21 protein-coding genes are annotated in these 16,460 nt (G+C 63.4%); 17 read left to right on the forward strand and 4 right to left on the reverse strand.

Annotated features, from left to right (window positions below; translation table 11 throughout):
- The first annotated feature begins 90 nt into the window (after positions 1-90).
- Together NDN01_RS09970 and NDN01_RS09975 are read left to right on the forward strand one after the other, a co-directional pair.
- Positions 91-519 (forward strand): hypothetical protein, encoded by a 429-nt coding sequence (locus NDN01_RS09970; RefSeq protein ID WP_272627228.1) that lies wholly within the window; start codon positions 91-93, stop codon positions 517-519.
- On the forward strand, positions 516-908 hold the full coding sequence (locus NDN01_RS09975) for an HIRAN domain-containing protein (protein ID WP_272627229.1): 393 nt from the start codon (positions 516-518) through the stop codon (positions 906-908). Before NDN01_RS09970 ends, NDN01_RS09975 begins: the two co-directional genes overlap by 4 nt.
- Positions 909-966: 58 nt before the next feature.
- Here the strand turns inward: NDN01_RS09975 and NDN01_RS09980 are convergent, their stop codons facing one another.
- The 3 genes from NDN01_RS09980 to NDN01_RS09990 all read right to left on the reverse strand — a co-directional run bounded on the left by NDN01_RS09980 (position 967) and on the right by NDN01_RS09990 (position 4,803).
- Positions 967-1,767, reverse strand: a complete 801-nt coding sequence (locus tag NDN01_RS09980) for a DNA adenine methylase (protein ID WP_272627230.1) — start codon at positions 1,765-1,767, stop codon at positions 967-969.
- 148 nt (positions 1,768-1,915) lie between these two features.
- Complete coding sequence (locus tag NDN01_RS09985; RefSeq protein ID WP_272627231.1) at positions 1,916-2,974, reverse strand: phage portal protein; 1,059 nt, start codon at positions 2,972-2,974, stop codon at positions 1,916-1,918.
- A complete protein-coding gene (locus tag NDN01_RS09990) occupies positions 2,971-4,803 on the reverse strand; it encodes a terminase large subunit domain-containing protein (protein WP_443025223.1) in 1,833 nt (610 codons plus the stop codon). The genes NDN01_RS09985 and NDN01_RS09990 overlap by 4 nt, the downstream gene beginning before the upstream one ends.
- Here NDN01_RS09990 and NDN01_RS09995 point away from each other — a divergent pair.
- The 12 genes from NDN01_RS09995 (at position 4,802) to NDN01_RS10050 (ending at position 11,555) form a co-directional block, all read left to right on the forward strand.
- A complete protein-coding gene (locus tag NDN01_RS09995) occupies positions 4,802-5,773 on the forward strand; it encodes a GPO family capsid scaffolding protein (RefSeq protein WP_272627232.1) in 972 nt (323 codons plus the stop codon). The genes NDN01_RS09990 and NDN01_RS09995 overlap by 2 nt on opposite strands.
- Positions 5,774-5,818: 45 nt before the next feature.
- Positions 5,819-6,871 (forward strand): phage major capsid protein, P2 family, encoded by a 1,053-nt coding sequence (locus NDN01_RS10000; protein WP_272627233.1) that lies wholly within the window; start codon positions 5,819-5,821, stop codon positions 6,869-6,871.
- A gap of 52 nt (positions 6,872-6,923) precedes the next feature.
- A complete protein-coding gene (gene gpM, locus NDN01_RS10005) occupies positions 6,924-7,703 on the forward strand; it encodes a phage terminase small subunit (RefSeq protein WP_272627234.1) in 780 nt (259 codons plus the stop codon).
- 125 nt (positions 7,704-7,828) lie between these two features.
- Positions 7,829-8,044 carry a hypothetical protein gene (locus NDN01_RS10010; RefSeq protein ID WP_272627235.1) on the forward strand — a complete coding sequence of 72 codons (216 nt, stop codon included), beginning with the start codon at positions 7,829-7,831 and terminating at the stop codon, positions 8,042-8,044.
- Positions 8,041-8,523 carry a head completion/stabilization protein gene (locus NDN01_RS10015; RefSeq protein ID WP_272627236.1) on the forward strand — a complete coding sequence of 161 codons (483 nt, stop codon included), beginning with the start codon at positions 8,041-8,043 and terminating at the stop codon, positions 8,521-8,523. The genes NDN01_RS10010 and NDN01_RS10015 overlap by 4 nt, the downstream gene beginning before the upstream one ends.
- Positions 8,523-8,741 (forward strand): tail protein X, encoded by a 219-nt coding sequence (locus NDN01_RS10020; protein WP_272627237.1) that lies wholly within the window; start codon positions 8,523-8,525, stop codon positions 8,739-8,741. Before NDN01_RS10015 ends, NDN01_RS10020 begins: the two co-directional genes overlap by 1 nt.
- A complete protein-coding gene (locus NDN01_RS10025; protein ID WP_272627238.1) occupies positions 8,741-9,121 on the forward strand; it encodes a hypothetical protein in 381 nt (126 codons plus the stop codon). Before NDN01_RS10020 ends, NDN01_RS10025 begins: the two co-directional genes overlap by 1 nt.
- A complete protein-coding gene (locus NDN01_RS10030) occupies positions 9,118-9,642 on the forward strand; it encodes a glycoside hydrolase family protein (protein ID WP_272627239.1) in 525 nt (174 codons plus the stop codon). Before NDN01_RS10025 ends, NDN01_RS10030 begins: the two co-directional genes overlap by 4 nt.
- Positions 9,639-10,151 carry a hypothetical protein gene (locus tag NDN01_RS10035; RefSeq protein ID WP_272627240.1) on the forward strand — a complete coding sequence of 171 codons (513 nt, stop codon included), beginning with the start codon at positions 9,639-9,641 and terminating at the stop codon, positions 10,149-10,151. The genes NDN01_RS10030 and NDN01_RS10035 overlap by 4 nt, the downstream gene beginning before the upstream one ends.
- On the forward strand, positions 10,108-10,404 hold the full coding sequence (locus tag NDN01_RS10040) for a hypothetical protein (RefSeq protein WP_272627241.1): 297 nt from the start codon (positions 10,108-10,110) through the stop codon (positions 10,402-10,404). The genes NDN01_RS10035 and NDN01_RS10040 overlap by 44 nt, the downstream gene beginning before the upstream one ends.
- Complete coding sequence (locus NDN01_RS10045) at positions 10,401-10,892, forward strand: phage tail protein (RefSeq protein WP_272627242.1); 492 nt, start codon at positions 10,401-10,403, stop codon at positions 10,890-10,892. Before NDN01_RS10040 ends, NDN01_RS10045 begins: the two co-directional genes overlap by 4 nt.
- Before the next feature lie 3 nt (positions 10,893-10,895).
- Entirely contained in the window at positions 10,896-11,555 is a 660-nt protein-coding gene (locus NDN01_RS10050; protein ID WP_272627243.1) for a phage virion morphogenesis protein, read from the forward strand.
- A gap of 325 nt (positions 11,556-11,880) precedes the next feature.
- On the opposite strand, the gene NDN01_RS10055 is transcribed toward NDN01_RS10050, so the two are convergent.
- On the reverse strand, positions 11,881-12,942 hold the full coding sequence (locus tag NDN01_RS10055) for an endonuclease domain-containing protein (RefSeq protein ID WP_272627244.1): 1,062 nt from the start codon (positions 12,940-12,942) through the stop codon (positions 11,881-11,883).
- Positions 12,943-13,399: 457 nt separating this feature from the next.
- Between NDN01_RS10055 and NDN01_RS10060 the strand changes: the two genes are divergently transcribed.
- Genes NDN01_RS10060 through NDN01_RS10070 form a run of 3 tightly spaced genes read left to right on the forward strand, consistent with a single transcriptional unit; the run spans position 13,400 to position 16,459 of the window.
- A complete protein-coding gene (locus NDN01_RS10060; protein WP_272627245.1) occupies positions 13,400-14,317 on the forward strand; it encodes a baseplate assembly protein in 918 nt (305 codons plus the stop codon).
- The gene (locus NDN01_RS10065; RefSeq protein ID WP_272627246.1) at positions 14,307-14,963 is read left to right on the forward strand and encodes a phage tail protein I; all 657 of its coding nucleotides are present in this window, start codon (positions 14,307-14,309) and stop codon (positions 14,961-14,963) included. The genes NDN01_RS10060 and NDN01_RS10065 overlap by 11 nt, the downstream gene beginning before the upstream one ends.
- Positions 14,960-16,459 carry a gp53-like domain-containing protein gene (locus tag NDN01_RS10070; protein WP_272627247.1) on the forward strand — a complete coding sequence of 500 codons (1,500 nt, stop codon included), beginning with the start codon at positions 14,960-14,962 and terminating at the stop codon, positions 16,457-16,459. Before NDN01_RS10065 ends, NDN01_RS10070 begins: the two co-directional genes overlap by 4 nt.
- Position 16,460: the final 1 nt, after the last annotated feature.

Raw genomic sequence — 16,460 nt, forward strand, 5'->3', positions numbered from 1 at the left:
TCTCCGAGTCGCGGTTGAAATGCGCCGCCTATAGCATTTGTTCCCGGAATGTTCTTGCCGAATCGGCGGCAGCGGGCGCATGCTGGCGGAATGTCAGACCCCGCTCTTGATGAAATCCGCAGCCGGAACTGGCTTGAATATCGGTGGCCGATCGAGATCAAATCCCGCTTCGACTGCGGCGCCACAAAATATGACGTGATGATCGGCCAGTGCTCAATCGTGACAAAGCTGTCGCAGGAGGATGCTCAGCAATGGGTGGACGCGCTGGTTCCGGTCTCGGTCGCCGATGTCGTCTCCCGCTATCCTGAATTGCATCCGGTGCAGGTCCTGATCGAAGGCGGCAGGAAGGGGCGCCTGGCGCGCATTCCTCCCGAGCTATGGTCAACATATGATGCGATTGATCTCGGCGGAAGAAGCAGCCATGCGAGTATCTTGTCAGCAAAAGCCCGCGCCTTGTTCCCCGGAATCGTCGGCGTCTTCGTGCGGATCCGGCCGGTGCGCAGGTCTCGCGAACCATGATGCGCGAGTTGAGCCTGGCTGTCGTTGGCCTCGATTTCGCCAATCGGGACAAGAGCAACCGCCGTTTCGAGCTGGCGCTTATTCGACCGGGGGAAACCGTCCATCTTGTGCCCGAACCGAACAACCCCGCTGATCCGCGCGCCGTGGCTGTGATCAGCGCGCACGGCGTCCAGCTCGGCTATCTGACCGCTGAACGATGCGGGCTGATCGGCGGCAGGATCGCGATGGGCGAATCGTTCACCGCCATTTTCCAAGAGGCGCGGCGGCATACCGCGATCATTCGAGTGCGGTTCGGGGGTGGCGAGCCGGTCCTGCCGGCGCCGCGTCTGGAAGCGGAGATTGATCCGGACTTTTTCGCGGATCCCGAAGGCCCGGATTGGGGGGCGTGAAATTCTCAGGAAACGATGCCCACCCCCGCGATGCGACAATCGCGAGGGCGGGCGCCGCTCAATCTATCGGGAAATTGCTGACGATCAGCTCTCCGGCCTTCTTCGCGGCGCCGCTCGGCATCGAATAGATCGTCTCGACGCCGGCCACGTGGAATCGGCCGAACACCTCGCGCGCGCCCGGCGTGTCGTTGACCGACAACACGAACTGGCCCTTGATTGTCTCGAGCTGGTCGGCAAGCAGCGTAAAATCTGCTCGACCAAAGACGTCCTGACCGTACTCAGTCTCGCAACCCCAATAAGGCGGATCGAGGTAGAACAGCATGCCAGCGCGGTCATAGCGCCGTATGAACTCGGCATAGCCGAGCTGCTCGATTACCACACCGGTCAACCTGTCGTGGATATCGGCCAGTAGCGGTTCGATCTTCGACACATTGAAGCGGGACCGGGTATCGACGCCAAAACCGCGTCTCTCCACCCTTCCGCCGAACGCCAGGCGCTGCAAATACAGGAATCGCACCGCCCTCTGCAGATCTGTCAGCCGTTCGGCGGGTATCGCGCGCAGCCGCTCGAATTCGGCCCTGCTGGCGACCCGGAATCGCAGCATATCGACAAAATAGGCGTAGTGCTCCTGGAGCACGCGAAAAAAGGTCGCGACGTCGCCAGAGACATCGTTGATGAATTCCGCGGATGGCCTTTGCCGGCGCCTCAGGAAGACGCCCCCCATCCCGACGAACGGTTCGGCATAACCGTTATGGGGTATCGCGTCGAAAATAGGCAGCAGCCGCTTCACGAGATTGCGCTTGCCCCCGATATAGCCCGACGCGGGCGACACAGGGGTGACGTCGATCATAGTAGACATGTTGGATTTCTCGCTCTTCTAGGATCCCGCCCGGCATGCCGGGTGCGGGACGGCCGATGGCCGGTCTGTCGTGGCGAGCTGGTCCTCGTCGGTTGGCCGGACTGGCATCCGGCTTCCCCCGCCCGGCCTTACGGCTGGACGGAATTCCCTATGCCGCTTGGCGGCTTTTCCGCTCTTTGAAACGAACCGCTTCGTAACCTAGCGCCTCGTTGACGGTCAGCAGGTTCGCCTGGATTGGCTCAATCTCCAGCTCGAAGAACATATCGACCGCCTCGCGCGCGTTGCCGATGCTCGACCCCTGCGCCGGCACAATCCCTAACACGACAGGGGGGGTGCGGTGCGCCGCCAGCACGTCGTCGCGCGTCGCGTTCTTGATCCCGAGAAATTCGTCCTTCGCCCCCACCTCGGCGATCGGCAGGATCTTGAGGCTGCCATCCTTGCCGTTCGGCGCATGCACGAACAGGTTGCGGAAATTGCCCGGCCCCTTCGACGCCTTCAGCGCCGTCTTGAGCGCATCGGTATCCTGCTCGTCTATTTCGCCGGTCGCATAGAGGATGTACCCGGCGTGGCTTCCATTGAGGTAATAGCGGCGCCGAAAGAGCGTCGCCGCCTCGTTGAGCAGTGCCGACTGCAGGGCGCTCAGATACTCGGGAACGCCGTAGATCTCCTGATTAACGTCAGGCTGCATGATCTGGACAACGCTTCCCGGGCGGAACTCGGTTTCGCCCAAATAGCTGGGCAGGAAGAAAAACTGCCCTTCCGCCAGCCCGCGCCGCGTATATTTCGCCAATGAATGGTCAAGCCGCATCGGATTGCCCAACAGGTTCGACCGTTGCTCGAGATAGCCGTTCCCGAAAACCAGATAGTCCTGCACCATCGCGCCGAACGCCTTGCGGCTCAGCCAGTGTGTCGGCTCGAATGCTGAAGCCAGCAGGTTCCGCTTGAGTATGATCGCCGAGCTGTGATGCGGCGATACGCGGAACGCGCGCGCCAAACCATCAAGCGAGATCGGCGGCTCGTACCAGCGCCCGTTATGCTGGCATTCGATCAGGTCCATGATCTCGCGCCGGTTGAGGACGGGTTCCGGGTCGCCGAAGCTGAACGCCTGGATCGCATTGGATCCGCTGGCGCTGGCGACGATCGCGCCGGTCGCCGCCTCGGCCGCTTCACCGCGCGACATTGCCCGTGCCTTGTTCCGCTTGCTCATTCAAAGATCTCCATGCGGGTCTTGGGGCGCTCGCGCCCGTCCAGTGGTTCGTTGATCAGGATGTGCATGCACGCCCAGGCGAGATCCGCGTGCCCATCGGCGGCGGATCGGCCGGCCTTGAACGTCAGGGCGCGACCGCTCTGGGTCAGCGCTTTCTTGATCGACAGGAAGGATGAGGCGACATCGAGCCAGCCGGCCTCGAATTCGATGCGCTGGCGGCTGAAGCTGTGCTGCGCCTTCATCACCATCTGCGCCTTCAGCTCGAGCGAATATTCGAGCTTCACCACGCCGCGCATCCGGTCGCGCAACAACTGCCATACGCCGTTGCCCACGCCGCCGGCGTCGATGCCCAGATAGGTGCAATTGTACCGGGCGAGCAGCGACATGATCATGTTCGCCTGCGCTTCGAAATCGAGGCCGCGAAACTGGTGCCGCTCTAGCAGCCGGAACTTGCCGTTCGGCCCGCCAGGCGGCAGCGCGATCACCAGCGCTGCGTTGTCGCCTTCCTCGCTCTCCTGCGGATCATAGCCGGCCCACACTTCGCGCATGCCGACCGGCCGTTTCGCCAGCGGGGATACGTCGGTCCACTCGACCATCGCATCAACCATGCACCGGTTGATCTCGTTGAACTTGAACGCTGACAGGCTGTCGTCAACGAACTGGCACATCAACAGGTTGGCGAATTCGTCCGGCGCATATTCGATGCGCAGCTCGTCCACGTCGAACAGGTCGCAACCGCGCTCGGCCGCGTCCTCGATCGTGACAATCTGGCGCCAGACATTGTCCTCGCACAGCCGCCCGCGTTTCAGCGCGGCATGCGTGACGTCGATCTCGATCCGGTCGGCTTTCTTGACGCGCCGGTTGCGCCGCTCGCCTGTCCAATAGGGATGCGCCTGGTGCGCCACGCTCGACGGGGTCGAAAAATAGGTTTTGCGCCAGCGCTTGTGCAGCGCCATGCCGCCGGCGACCTTGTTCAGTTCCTCAAAGCCATAGACCCAAAAGAACTCATCGAAATAGAAATTGCCGTGATAGCTTTGCGCGGTGCGGGCATTGGTGCCGAGGAAGATCAGCTCGGCGGCAGGCTCGCCCTCGGGCATCGTATCTGCCGTGACGATTATCGGATCGCCCTGCAGCTTGACACCGACCCGCGCCGCGAACTGGACGATATAAGTGCGGAAGACATGCGCCTGATTTTTGGACGCTGACAGGAATATCTGGTTGCCACCCCCGGTCAGCGCGTCGAGCAGGGCCTCGCGGGCGAAATACCATGTAGCGCCGATTTGGCGCGACTTGAGGATCATGCGGGTGCGCTGATCTTTCGCCGCCCACCAGTCCTCCTGATAGCCGAACAGCTCGGCTTCGAAGATCTCCTGCAGCTTTTCGACCTGTTCGGCCGTGAAATGGTTTTTGGCCGGCTTCCTGCGCGTCCCGTCCTTCGCCGCCTCGTTCCGGTTGGCGACCTTTTCGTTCAGGTCGCTCTCATTGCCGCCCTTCGCCTCGAAGCGTCGAACCCGCGCGCCCTGCACCACCTGGCGCATCAGCAGGTCGATTTCCTTGAAGTCGCCGCCCGTCTTGCTGTCCTTGGCGATCAGCATGTTGAGCCGGCATTCGAGCGCGTCCTCGATCTTCGACAGCGACGGCGCCTCGTCCCACTTCTCGCGGTCTTTCCACGCCTGCACCGTCGACCGGTTGATGCCCAGCTCGCCGGCGATCTGAGTCACACCCCAGCCGCGCCAGTACAGGCTGCGCGCCTGGCGCCGCGCGTCGATCGGGATCGGCGACGTCGAGGCGGGCAGCGGCATGCCGGTATCGGGCGGAAGCTTGCTCATGGCGGGCGAACCTAGCCACGGCCCGCGCCGCAACCGACGCGGCGGCTCTTGTAGAGAAGGTTTCTACAATGGCGTTCGCTTGAGATACGCGGGCTCTTCAGTCCCTTTTGCCGGCACACAACCGACCCCGAGGGACCGCACCGCCATGGGCACCAAGAGCCAGTTCTTTCGCGCCTTTGTCGAAGGCCAGACGATCAGCGATGGCCGCGTCGTCACGGCGGACATGATCAACCAGTCCGTCGAAACCTTCAACACCGAGACGTACACGCCCGGCATCAATGTCGAGCATCTTTCCGGCTTCAGTCCGGAACCGCCCTTCAACCGCTATGGCGACGTCATCGCCGTGAGGGCGCAAACCGACGACATCACGATTGCCGGCAAAACCGAGAAGCGCCGCGCGCTCTACGCCCAGGTCGATGCCCTTGATCAGCTCGTGAATCTCGCCCGCGCCAGCCAGAAGCCATTCCCGTCGGTCGAGCTGACCCCGGACTATGCGGGCTCTGGCAAGGTTGGCCTGGTCGGCCTCGCGTTCACCGACAACCCCGCCAGCATCGCGACGCAGAAGCTTTCGTTCTCGCGCAGCGCCCCCGGCACCATATTCTCCTCGGGCAACGAGCCGGTAACGCTCGAGTTCGAACCAAAGCCGATCGAACCGGCCGGCATCGCCGATGCGATCAAGGCCGGGTTCGCCGGCGTCGCCGCCATGTTCTCCCGCACCGAGCCGGAAAAGCCGAAGGAAGAACCCAAGAAGCCGGCCAACGACAATTTCGATCCGGCCGCGTTCGCGACCGCGCTGGGCGACTCGATGGCCACCACGATCGCGGCGCTGATCAAGCCGGTCACCGATGCCCAGACCAAGATGCAGCAGGATTACGCCGCCCTGCAGGGCAAGCTCGAGTCGACCGAGCAACCCGGCTTCAAACGGGCGCCGGCCACGGGCGGATCCGGCGCGGTCGAAACGGACTGCTGACCGCTTCCCCGCCGCCCCCGAGACCATTCCGCCCAGGAGCATCCGATGCGCAACGAAACCCGCCTTCTCTTCCACGCCTACCTCAACAAGCTCGCCAAGCTCAACGGCGTCGCATCGGCCTCGGAAAGCTTCTCCGTGGCCCCCTCGGTCGGCCAGAAACTGCAGGAGCTGATCCAGAAATCCAGCGCGTTCCTGCAGAAGATCGCCTTCGAAACCGTCGTACAGCAGGAAGGCGACAAGGTCGGCGTCGGCGTCACCCGCTCCATCGCCGGCCGGGTCAACACTAACGCCGGAACGCGTCGCTCGCCGACCGATCCGACCGACACGTCCGATCTCGGCCGCTATCGCTGCGAAGAGACCTTCTACGACAGCGCCATCAAGTGGAGCCGGCTTGACGCATGGGCGCACAAGCCGGAATTCCAGCAGTTGATCCGCGACGTCATCATCGCCCGCCAGGCACTCGACCGCATCACCATCGGTTTCCACGGCACCTCGGTCGCGGCCACCACGGATCGCGTCGCCAATCCGCGCCTGCAGGACGTCAACAAGGGCTGGCTTCACAAGATCCGCACCTATGCCCCCGATCGCGTCCTGTCGGATGGCGGTCTCACCACCACCGGCAGCGCGATCTACGTGGCGGATACGGCTGACACGTCCAAGCGCGACTATGTCAATATCGACGCCCTGGTGAAGGATGTGTCGGCATCGCTGCTCGATGAATGGCATCAGGACGCGGACGATCTGGTGGTCATGATCGGGCGCGACCTTGTCCACGACAAATATATGCCGATCATCAACAAGGCCGGCGACACCCCGACCGAAATTCTGGCCCGCAACGCCATTCTCGCCGCTGCCGCACAGGTCGGTGGTTATCCGGCCGAGCGCGTCCCGGACTTCCCGTCCGCCAGCCTGCTCATCACCAGCTACAAGAATCTCGCGATCTACGAGCAGGACGGGACTCGCCGCAGGTACGTCAAGGACGAACCCGAACTGACCCAGATCGCCAATTATGAAAGCGTCAACGAGGCGTTCGTTGTCGAAGACTACGGCAAGTGCGCGCTTGTCGAAAACATCGTCATGGGGCCGAAACCGGCCTGATTGCCGGTCAGCCCCCTCCCCCTAGTCCGCCCTTCATCCGCAGGAATCCGCAATGAGCCTCGCTCGACAGCACCGGGAACGCATCCTGGCCGCGCAAACCGTGGCATCCCTCGAGATGGAGGGCGGGCTACCCGGCGTGCCCGCGACGCTTGGCGAGCTGGCATCCGATGCCGCCAGCCAGGCGCAGGGACAGATGACGCTTCGCCTTGTCCACGATCTGCAGCGCCTCAAGCAAATCCAGTCGATCGAGCAGAAGATCGCCGCCAAGCGCGAGATGCTTCCCGAATATCGCGCATGGATCGTGGGCCTGCTCAGCGCGGCCGAACAGACCGGACGCGGCGTGCAGGACGATATTCTGCCAACCATCATGATCTGGCTGATCGACACCGGCCAGTATGAAGATGCCCTTCCGCTGATCGACTATGTTCTGCGCTTCAATATCGCCCTGCCGACCCGCTACGAACGCACCGCGCCGGCGCTGATCGTGGAAGAGATCGCGGAGGCAGCGATCAAGGCGCAGGCGCTGGGCGTTTCATTCCCGCTCGGCGTGCTGGAGCAGGTCGAACAGCTCATCGGCAAGGCCGATATGCACGATCAGATCCGCGCGAAGCTTCACAAGGCGATAGGCGTGGAGCTTGCGGACCGCGCCGAGGAAATCGACGGCGCCGCCCCGGAATTCGCGCCGGCTGTCGAGGGCGCCCTCGCCCATCTGCGTCGCGCGCAGCAACTCCATGATCGCGCCGGCGTGAAGGATCGCGTCAGGCGCCTCGAAAAATCGATTGCATCCAACACCCAACAGGCCGGCCCCGATCAGACCGACAAGGCCGGCTGACCAGCTCGCCCCCCGGCGCTCGGGGGCGGATCGCGCGCGACGGGAGGGCCTTCGGGCCGAGGGCCGTCGCTGACCCGGTCCCCACCCCCGTAAACCGGGCGGGCGGGCACGCTGAAGGAACCTCCATGCTCGCCGCTCTGGGCACTTTCGCCTACACCCTGCTTGTCCTGATCGAGATCGCGCTGGGCGCTTTCTTCACCATGAGCGGTAGCGTTTTGGTCGTGGTCGATCGCATGCTGGCGCTGCACAGCAAGATGCCGCAACTCGGCGCGGCGCTCGCCCTTACCGGCCTCGCGCTGTTCTTCCTCGGCGCCTACGGTCTCGCCCGGCTCCCCTTATGAGCGGCTTCAACTGCACCCCGTCCATTATCCCGCCCGCATCGACCGATGCCGAGCCGATCATCACCAACGACGGATGGTTTCCCGACGTGGATCCGGTCGCCTTTCGCAAACAGATGCGGATCCGCGACAGCGTGATCGCCGAACGCCTGCGCGAGGCGATCCTCTATGCGTTGGTGGCCATCGGCAATAATCTGGCGGACTGGCGGGCGGCGCGCGCGGCCGAGGGAGCGGCCACGCTTGCTGACGTCCCGGCCGCGCAGCTCGGCGGCGAAAACCGGTATGTGATTCTCTACCGGGCGGCGATCGGCGCCGAAGCGAAAGCCCGCCTGGTCGAGCGTTACCGCGACACCGATCTGACCGGCGCCGGGCAGCGTCAGGTAAGCGACCTTGACGAGTCGGTCGGCGAGCTGCGCCGCGATGCCATCCACGCCGTGCGCGACATTCTCGGGCGCACGCATACGAGCATCGAGCTGATCTGATGCCCGACATCATCCGTGCCCGGCAGGGGGATACACTCGACGCGCTCCTGTGGCGCGAGCGGGGCTTCAAGGCGTCCGATCTCGGCCCCGTGCTCAACGCGAACCCCGGCCTTGCGGGTTTCGGCGTCACGCTCCCGCTCGGCACGCCGGTGACGATTCCCGCCACGGCATCGCCGACCCCGCGCCCCCTTCCCCTCATCCAGCTTTGGGACACCTGATGGACAAGCACACTCTCCCCGAGCTGTTCGCAGCGATGGTTACCTTCGTCGCGGGTCTTACGCCTGCGGCGCTCGGCGCGGCGGTCAGCCTTGCCTATGAGCGGGGCCTGACGTGGCGTGACCGGTTCATCCAGTTCGCGGTCGGCGTCGTCGTGTCCTATTTCGCCGGCGGCGTTACCGCCGTGATCTGGGCCTTTTTCTTCAAGAACGCGATCGACCCGTTCGTGCTGCAGGGCTTCCAGTTCACCTTCGGCATGATCGCATTCAAGGCCACGCCGCAATTCATCACGGCCGCGAGCGAGGCGATTGCCGGCCTGCCCTCGATGGTGCGCGACCGCCTGGTCACCTGGCTCCCCAAGAAGAAGGATGATGCGCAATGACCTATGACCGCGCCAAGCTCGCTCGGGAGATCGCCCGCGATGAAGGAGACAAGCTGAAGGTCTATCGCTGCACCGCCGGCAAACTGTCGATCGGCAAAGGACGCAATCTCGAAGACGTCGGTATCTCGGCCGAGGAAACGCGGATCCTCGGCATCACCAAGGCGAGCGCCATCGCGAAGGGTATCACTCAGGCGCAGTCCGACGCGCTCTTCGTGAACGATATCCAGCGCAGCGAGGCGGATCTCGACCGCAAGCTGCCCTGGTGGCGCAAGCTGGATCCCGTTCGCCAGCGCGTCCTGCTCAACATGTGCTTCAACATGGGCATTGGCCGGGCGCCGGATAAGGCCAGGGGTATCGACGGGCGCGGGCTGCTCGCCTTTGTCAACACCCTGCCGAAGATAGAACGCGGCGATTACGCCGGCGCCGCGGCCGGCATGAAGGCATCGAAATGGCACGACCAGGTCGGCGCGCGCGCGGTCCGCCTCGAGCTGATGATGGCAACCGGAAAGGACGCGACGTGAAAAGCTTCGCGAGAAAGGTTTGGGGCTTCATTGCCCCCAATACTGAATGGCTCGTGCTGCTCGCCGTCGCGATCGTCGCGGCCTGGTTCTATGCCGATGGGCGCGCGGTCCGCGCCGATCGCGCCGAGATCCTGCAGGCGTCGCAGCTCATCTGCGCCGGCGCCGGCGCCGATTTCGCCGCGTCGACCACGATCGAGACTGACATCAGGGGCCGCAAGGTGACGGTCGACCACGCGCGCGGCGCGGTTTGCCGGCGCCATGTCGCCAATCTCGCCAGCTTCAAGGCCGATACCGTGCAGGCGACAGCCGACACGCTCGCCGGCGCGATGAAGGATCGGGACGCCAAGATGGGAACTGACGCGGCCCGCGCCGCGACTGACGCGGCGGCTGCCCGCGCCGCTACCGAACGCATGGAGATCGAAGATGCCAAAGCTCAATCCCAAAATCGTGTCGATCGCGGCTGGTATGCTGCTGTCAACGGCGTTGCCGGCCTGCGTCCGAACGATTGAAGTCCCGGTCGACAAGCCAGTGCCGGTCGCGGTGGCGATCAAGGACTCGCCCCCGGCCGATCTGCGCAAATGCGCCGCGCGCCCCAAAGGGCTGCCCGAAGAGGACAAGCTGACATCCCAGATCCCCGACGCGGTGCGCGCCGGCATCATCCGCATCGCCAGGGCGTTCGCCGCGAACGCGGGCCAGCTCGATCGCCTGGTCAACTGGAGCGCGCCCGGCACGTGCCCCACGCCGGATCTCCAGCCGAAGTGAGGAAGCCGGAAGGTCTCCGCAGATTGCTGTTGGCAGCGGTCCCCGGCCTCGCTGACGATCCGTCGCGTCTGTCGATGTTCATCGACAAGGGCAGGCTGTCGACCCGCGCCAACGGCTCGCTTTCCTTCGAATATCTCTACACCCTCAATATCGTGGTGCAGGATTACGCCGGCGACGTCGACGCGCTGATGGTCCCGCTTCTCGCCTGGGTCGCCGAGGTGCAGCCGGATCTGCTCGAGCGCGGCGAGCGGGAGCCGTTCAGCTTCGAGTCCGAAATCCTCGACGGCGATGCGGCGGACGTGTCGATCAATCTCGAGCTGACGGAACGGGTCCGCGTGGTGCGGCAGCCGGGCGGCGGCTATGAAGCGACGCACTTGGACGAACCGAGCCGCGACGATTCCTTCCCCGGCGTCTGCGGGGTCAATCTCTGGCAGATCTTCCTGCACGACGAAATCGAGCCGTCCGTTACCGTCATCCCCGATCGCTGATCCATGGAAGACTTCGCCGAGATCGAGGCAATCGCCGGCGCCCTGATCCGCAAGCTGTCGTCACCGGCACGCCGCACCCTGCTACGTCGTATGGCGCGCGAGATCCGCACCACCCAGACGGCACGCATCGCCAGCCAGCGCGCGCCCGATGGAAGCGGCTTCGTCCCCCGCAAGGCCAGGAAGCCGCCCGCCCCCGGCAATTATGCGGTGAAGTTCCTCTACCCGCGCGGCGGCAGTCCCCGTCTCGTGCTCATGAAGAGCTGGGTTCACGAAGGCCCGCTGATTACCGGTTTCGATGTAGAGGCGGGCGGGATCCGCAGCTTTTTCTGGGACAAGATCGACCGATGGCTGCCGGTCGATCGCGACGAACAGAATAAGGGCGCGGGGAAATTCAGGCGTCAGGGCAGGATCCGGCAAAAGGCGATGTTCCGGAAGCTGCGCAACGGCCGCAACCTGCGCTCGGACGCCACTGACGTTGAAGCGTGGATCGGGTTCAGCGGGCGCGCGGCCGAGATCGCCGGCGTTCATCAGGACGGGTTGACCGACCGGCCAGCCGCCAAGGGAAAGCCAGTCCGCTATGCCCGACGCGAGCTGCTCGGCCTGACCCCGACTGAGCGATCGAAAGCGCTGGATCTACTCCTCGATCATATATTAGCGAGGTAGTGATGGAAATCTGACACTTGATACCCGGAGCAAAACGTCTGCTCTCGACCAGAGTCGGTCGTTCCGATCAGCAGTCCTGAGCGTCGTAGATAGCGTAAAGCTGTCGATCGTCGGGAGGCAAGCAAAAGGTCTGCAAAGTGCCTCAATCCCGGTCATCGGGCGCAAAGTATCGATGCTGGATGCATGCTCCCCATAAGTGTCGAATGAACATTTCCCAATTTGAGGCCGTCGATAAAGTTTTCTCCGGGGTTGCGAATCGCAACATGCCGGCACTCCTCAACACCCTTCAGCTCGGGCTCTGATGAAGCAAGCAAGCGTTGGCGGCCTACCGAGTGCTGATGGGGTAGTTGGCATCAATCCCGTCCAGCAGTGCCCAATATTCCCCGCAGCCCAATTCATTCAGCTTCTTCTCGACAAGCGAAGGCATTCTCAGGTCTGACCGGACAATAAGGCGCTGTGCGCTGAGAAACTCGTCCCTTTCTTCGACGATCCGCACATAAGCATCCTGTATGGCAGCATGGTATGCCAAATTATCATGCTTCGGCGGCGCTTTAGGAAACGACCGAACTTCCAACTTCTCATCGTCTCGCTCTTGTTGCTCGTTTCGACGATCAGCCACTGCTCCCATGAGCCTTAAATAGCTTTCTTCAAAAAGCTTTCTTGTTTCTTCATCGGAGTCGTTGAGCCAGTCCGCAGTCGTCAATTCGCTTTGCGCCATGGAAATTGCGGCGGCGATGGCGCTCTGCTCTTGATGAGCAGCCAACTTGGCATCCTTCACCGCGCGTTCGACCGCTTGAGCGCGACTGACGAAATCGTTGATCGTTTGAAGTCCTTGGCTCATGGCCGATGCTGTATCAGAGAGCCTCTGCCATCCGCTCTTTTGCACCGGCACGGGCATTGTTCGCTTGCCTTGGCGCAATGCTGACCGGACGCGCTGAACTGCTTCCTCTGGAGCGTTGAACACAACCTTGGCGGGAATCCGCAAGACTGAATAGCCACGGTCTTCAAAATATTGATCGCGCAGCTTGTCTCGCTCAATGGCTTCGGGGGAGGAGTGCCAAGCCGCACCGTCGATCTCGACGACGAGCCATTTGTTAGCGAGGAAATCGACCCGATACCGTCCTTCCTCAACCTGGAAGTCAAGCCGCAGCCCCGACCCATATAGAGAGCCATCGTTGGGACGCAGATCACAAGATTTGATCATCGCCTGAAGGAAGGCCGTCTCAGCCGGAGACTCGCAATGTTCCTCAATGAAAGTCGCCCAGCCTGGGTCAGTTTCAACAGCGCGGGTTTCCTTTCTGAACCGAGGGGCCGGTTGGTTCGGATCACGCTTCGGGATAAAGTGCCAAACGACGAATGCGACGACGAGAAGCAGGAAAATCCACATAAACAAACATTCCACCGAAGCTGCGAGCAAAGCCAGCGTAACGTCCTATCAATAACAATTTTCCTCGCAAAGCCTGGCTGGAAGCCGATCTTTGGCTTTGGCCCTTCGCCAGTTAGGGCCTGACATCCAGCAACCGGCCCAGTTACCGTCGCAGTTCTTTTCCAGTGAACCGTTCGGCGAGCGGCAGGTTTTAGCGATGAACCTGCCGTTGGCGGAGGGCGCTGAGAATGACGGCTTTGTCTCAACTCCCGACGCTCGGTGCCAGCTGGTTCCGGATACCAATAGTCAGATTTCCATCACTAGTAGCGTTGCAGCGCTTTCAATGGCTCATACGTCGGTCCTTGGAGGCGAGTTGAACGCAAAGCTCGCGCTCGCCAGCCAGTAGGCCTTCTTGTAGAAACCCACTCTACAAGACCAGTGGATAGCCATCCGCCACGCGCCCCGGCGACATGGCCGCGTGCCGGAATATGCCAACACCACAACCGCGATCGATCTCTCGCGCCTGCCGGCGCCGAGCTTCCTCGCCGTGCCGGCCTACGAGACGATCCTCGCCGAAATCATCGCCTATCTGCAGTCGCCCGAGATCTTGCCGGAATTCGATGCGACCGTTGATTCCGACCCGGCCGTCAAGATCGTTCAGGTCCTCGCCTATCGCGAGTTGCTTCGGATCAAGGCATTCAACGACGACGCGCTGAAGGTGATGCTGGCCTATTCGACCGGCGCGGATCTTGAGCAGATCGGCGCACGCCTCAATGTAGCCCGCCTGGTGCTCGATCCCGGCAATCCGGCAAACGGAATCGATCCCACATACGAATCCGACGATGCCCTGCGGCTGCGGATCCAGCTCGCGCCCGAAAGCTTCACCGTCGCGGGGCCGGAAGCAGCGTACCGGTTCCACGCGATGTCGGCCGACGCGACGATCCGCGACGTCAGCGCCACCAGTCCGCAGCCCGGCCAGGTCCTTATCACGCTCCTGTCGCGCCTCGGCGACGGGACGGCGGATGCTGACCAGATCGACGCCGTCGCTGATATGCTCGGCGTGGTATCCGGCAATCGCCGCCGGCCGCTTGGCGATCAAGTCATCGTCCAGTCGGCGGATATCGTTGAATACCAGATCGAGGCACGGCTCCGGCTGTATTCCGGGCCAGACGAGGTCCTTGTGCTGGCCGCTTCGCAGTTGGCCGTGAACGCCTGGCTGGCGGACAGCGGGATGCTCGGCGTCGATGCGACGCGCGCGTTGATCAACGCTGCCGTGGTGGTGCCCGGCGTGATGAATGTCGAGCTGGTGCACCCACCCGCCGACGTCGTCGTTGACCGCACCCAATCGGCGAAATGCGTCGGCGTCCAGATCTCGGTGATCGGCCTTGGCGAGTAACCTTCTCCCGCCCAACGCGACCCGGCTTGAGCGCGCCCTCGCCGGCGCGACCGCGCGCATCGACGCGATTCCGATCGATGTTTCATCGCTATGGGATCCGTATAGGTGCCCGGCTCTGCTTCTGCCCTGGCTCGCCTGGTCTTTCTCGACTGATCGCTGGAATCCTGACTGGAGCGATGATGAAAAGCGCGCGGCGGTCGCCGGCGCGATCGAGCTGCAGAGCCACAAGGGGACGCGCTGGTCCGTCGAGCAGGTGCTTGCCTCGTTCGATGACTTGCTCGAGCTGGTCGAATGGTTCGAGGCATCGCCCCGCCTCGATCCACACACCTTTGAAGTCCGCCTCTCGCTGATCGACGGCAACGGACTGGCGCGCGGCGCGCGCGTCTCAGCCGACCGTGCCCGCGCGATCGTCGCCGAAGTCTCCAAGGTCAAACCGGTGCGCGAGCACCTGGTGCTTGTCCAGCAGCTCGCGCTCACGGGCGGGGTTTTCCCCTTCATGGCGGCGCAGACGGCCGGATATCGCCGTCTCGATCTCCCAGCGGGCGATGCCGACCCCGGCATGTCTTGGGAAGATTTGATTCAGGACGAGAACGGCGAGCCGCTCACCGGCGCCGACAACGGCTTTATCGATGGAGGCCCGGATTGAGCGCGCTCAGCATGATCATCACCAACGCCGGCCGCGCCGCGCTGGTCAACGCCGGCGCGGGCGGCACCAACGCCGTGCGCGTGACGCAGGTCGGCCTCACCGCCAATGTGGTTGTCGTCGCGCCGACGCTCACGGCGCTCCCCGGCGAATTCAAGCGGCTCGCCACCATCTCGGGCATCGCGGCCGATGCCGAGACCGTCCACCTGCTCATGCGCGATTCGAGCGAGGACGTGTACAATGTCCGCGCGATCGGCCTCTACCTGCAGGACGGCACGCTGTTCGCCGTCTATGGCCAGGCGGATGAAATCCTCGGCAAGGCCGAGGTCAGCACCTTCCTGCTCGCCGCGGATCTCCGTTTCCTCCCCGGTGAGGCCACGCTCGTCCAGTTCGGCGACACTAATTTCCTGAACCCACCCGCGACCGAAACCACCAAGGGTGTCGCCTATCTCGCCACCCTGGTCGAGGCCCTAGCCGGCGCCGTCACCGACAAGATTATCACCCCGGCAACGATGGCGTCTGTCCTCGCGAACTATGTCGCGGCCGACCAACTCGGTATCGCGAACGGCGTCGCGACGCTGGGGCCGGACGGCAAGCTGTTGCTGTCGCAACGCCCCCCGATCGATCTGATCGATGTTTTCCCCGTCGCCAATCAGGCGGCGATGCTCGCCCTTGCCGGCGCGACCGTTGGCGACTTTGCCGTCCGAGCTGACAACGGTCTGGTCTATGTGCTTCAGGCGCTGCCGCCGAGCAGCGTCGCGAGCTGGCTGGAGATCTCCACGCCGGCGCCGGTGTCCAGCGTCAACGGGAAGGTCGGCACGGTCGTGCTCAGTGCGGCCGATGTCGGCGCCGTTCCGATCGGGCGCAGCATCGGCGTCGCCGGCGGCGTGCTGCAGGGCGGCGGCGATCTCAGCGCTAACCGTATCATCACGCTGCCGGTGGCGACCCAACCCGAATGCGCGGCCGGCGTCATCGGTGACAAGGTCGTTACGCCAAGCGGGTTGGGGCCGCTGGTCGATGCCCTGGGCCAAAGGGTCATGCTCAACCGCAGGATCGACGGTTCCGGCCTGGTCACGGGCGGCGGCGATCTCTCAGCCGACCGCACGCTGGACGTTCCGATTGCCAGCGCGGCCGAGATCCTCGCCGGCACGGAAAACCGCAAGGCCATCACCCCGGCCGGGCTTGCCGGTCTGCCGAAGAGCCTGACGCCCAACGGCTACGTCATCCTCGAAAGCGGCCTGATCATCCAATGGGTCCAATATCACTCGCTCATTCTCGGCGAGTACGCGATCCCCGTTTCCTGGCCGATCGTTTTCCCCACTGCGGCGCTCGGTGGATCGGTTTCGGCGTGGCTCGCCTTCCCGTCGCAGGTTCGGGACATGTGGGCGCAGTTGGTCGCGCAGGACCGCTTTGGCTGCACCGTCCAGCTCCAGCGCGGCAACAACGACATCAACAACAATCGCGTCGACGGGTTCGACGTCATCATTCTGGGATATTGAC

Source organism: Sphingomonas sp. QA11 (genome assembly GCF_028473665.1).
In the GTDB taxonomy this organism is placed as follows: Bacteria; Pseudomonadota; Alphaproteobacteria; order Sphingomonadales; family Sphingomonadaceae; genus Sphingomonas; species Sphingomonas phytovorans.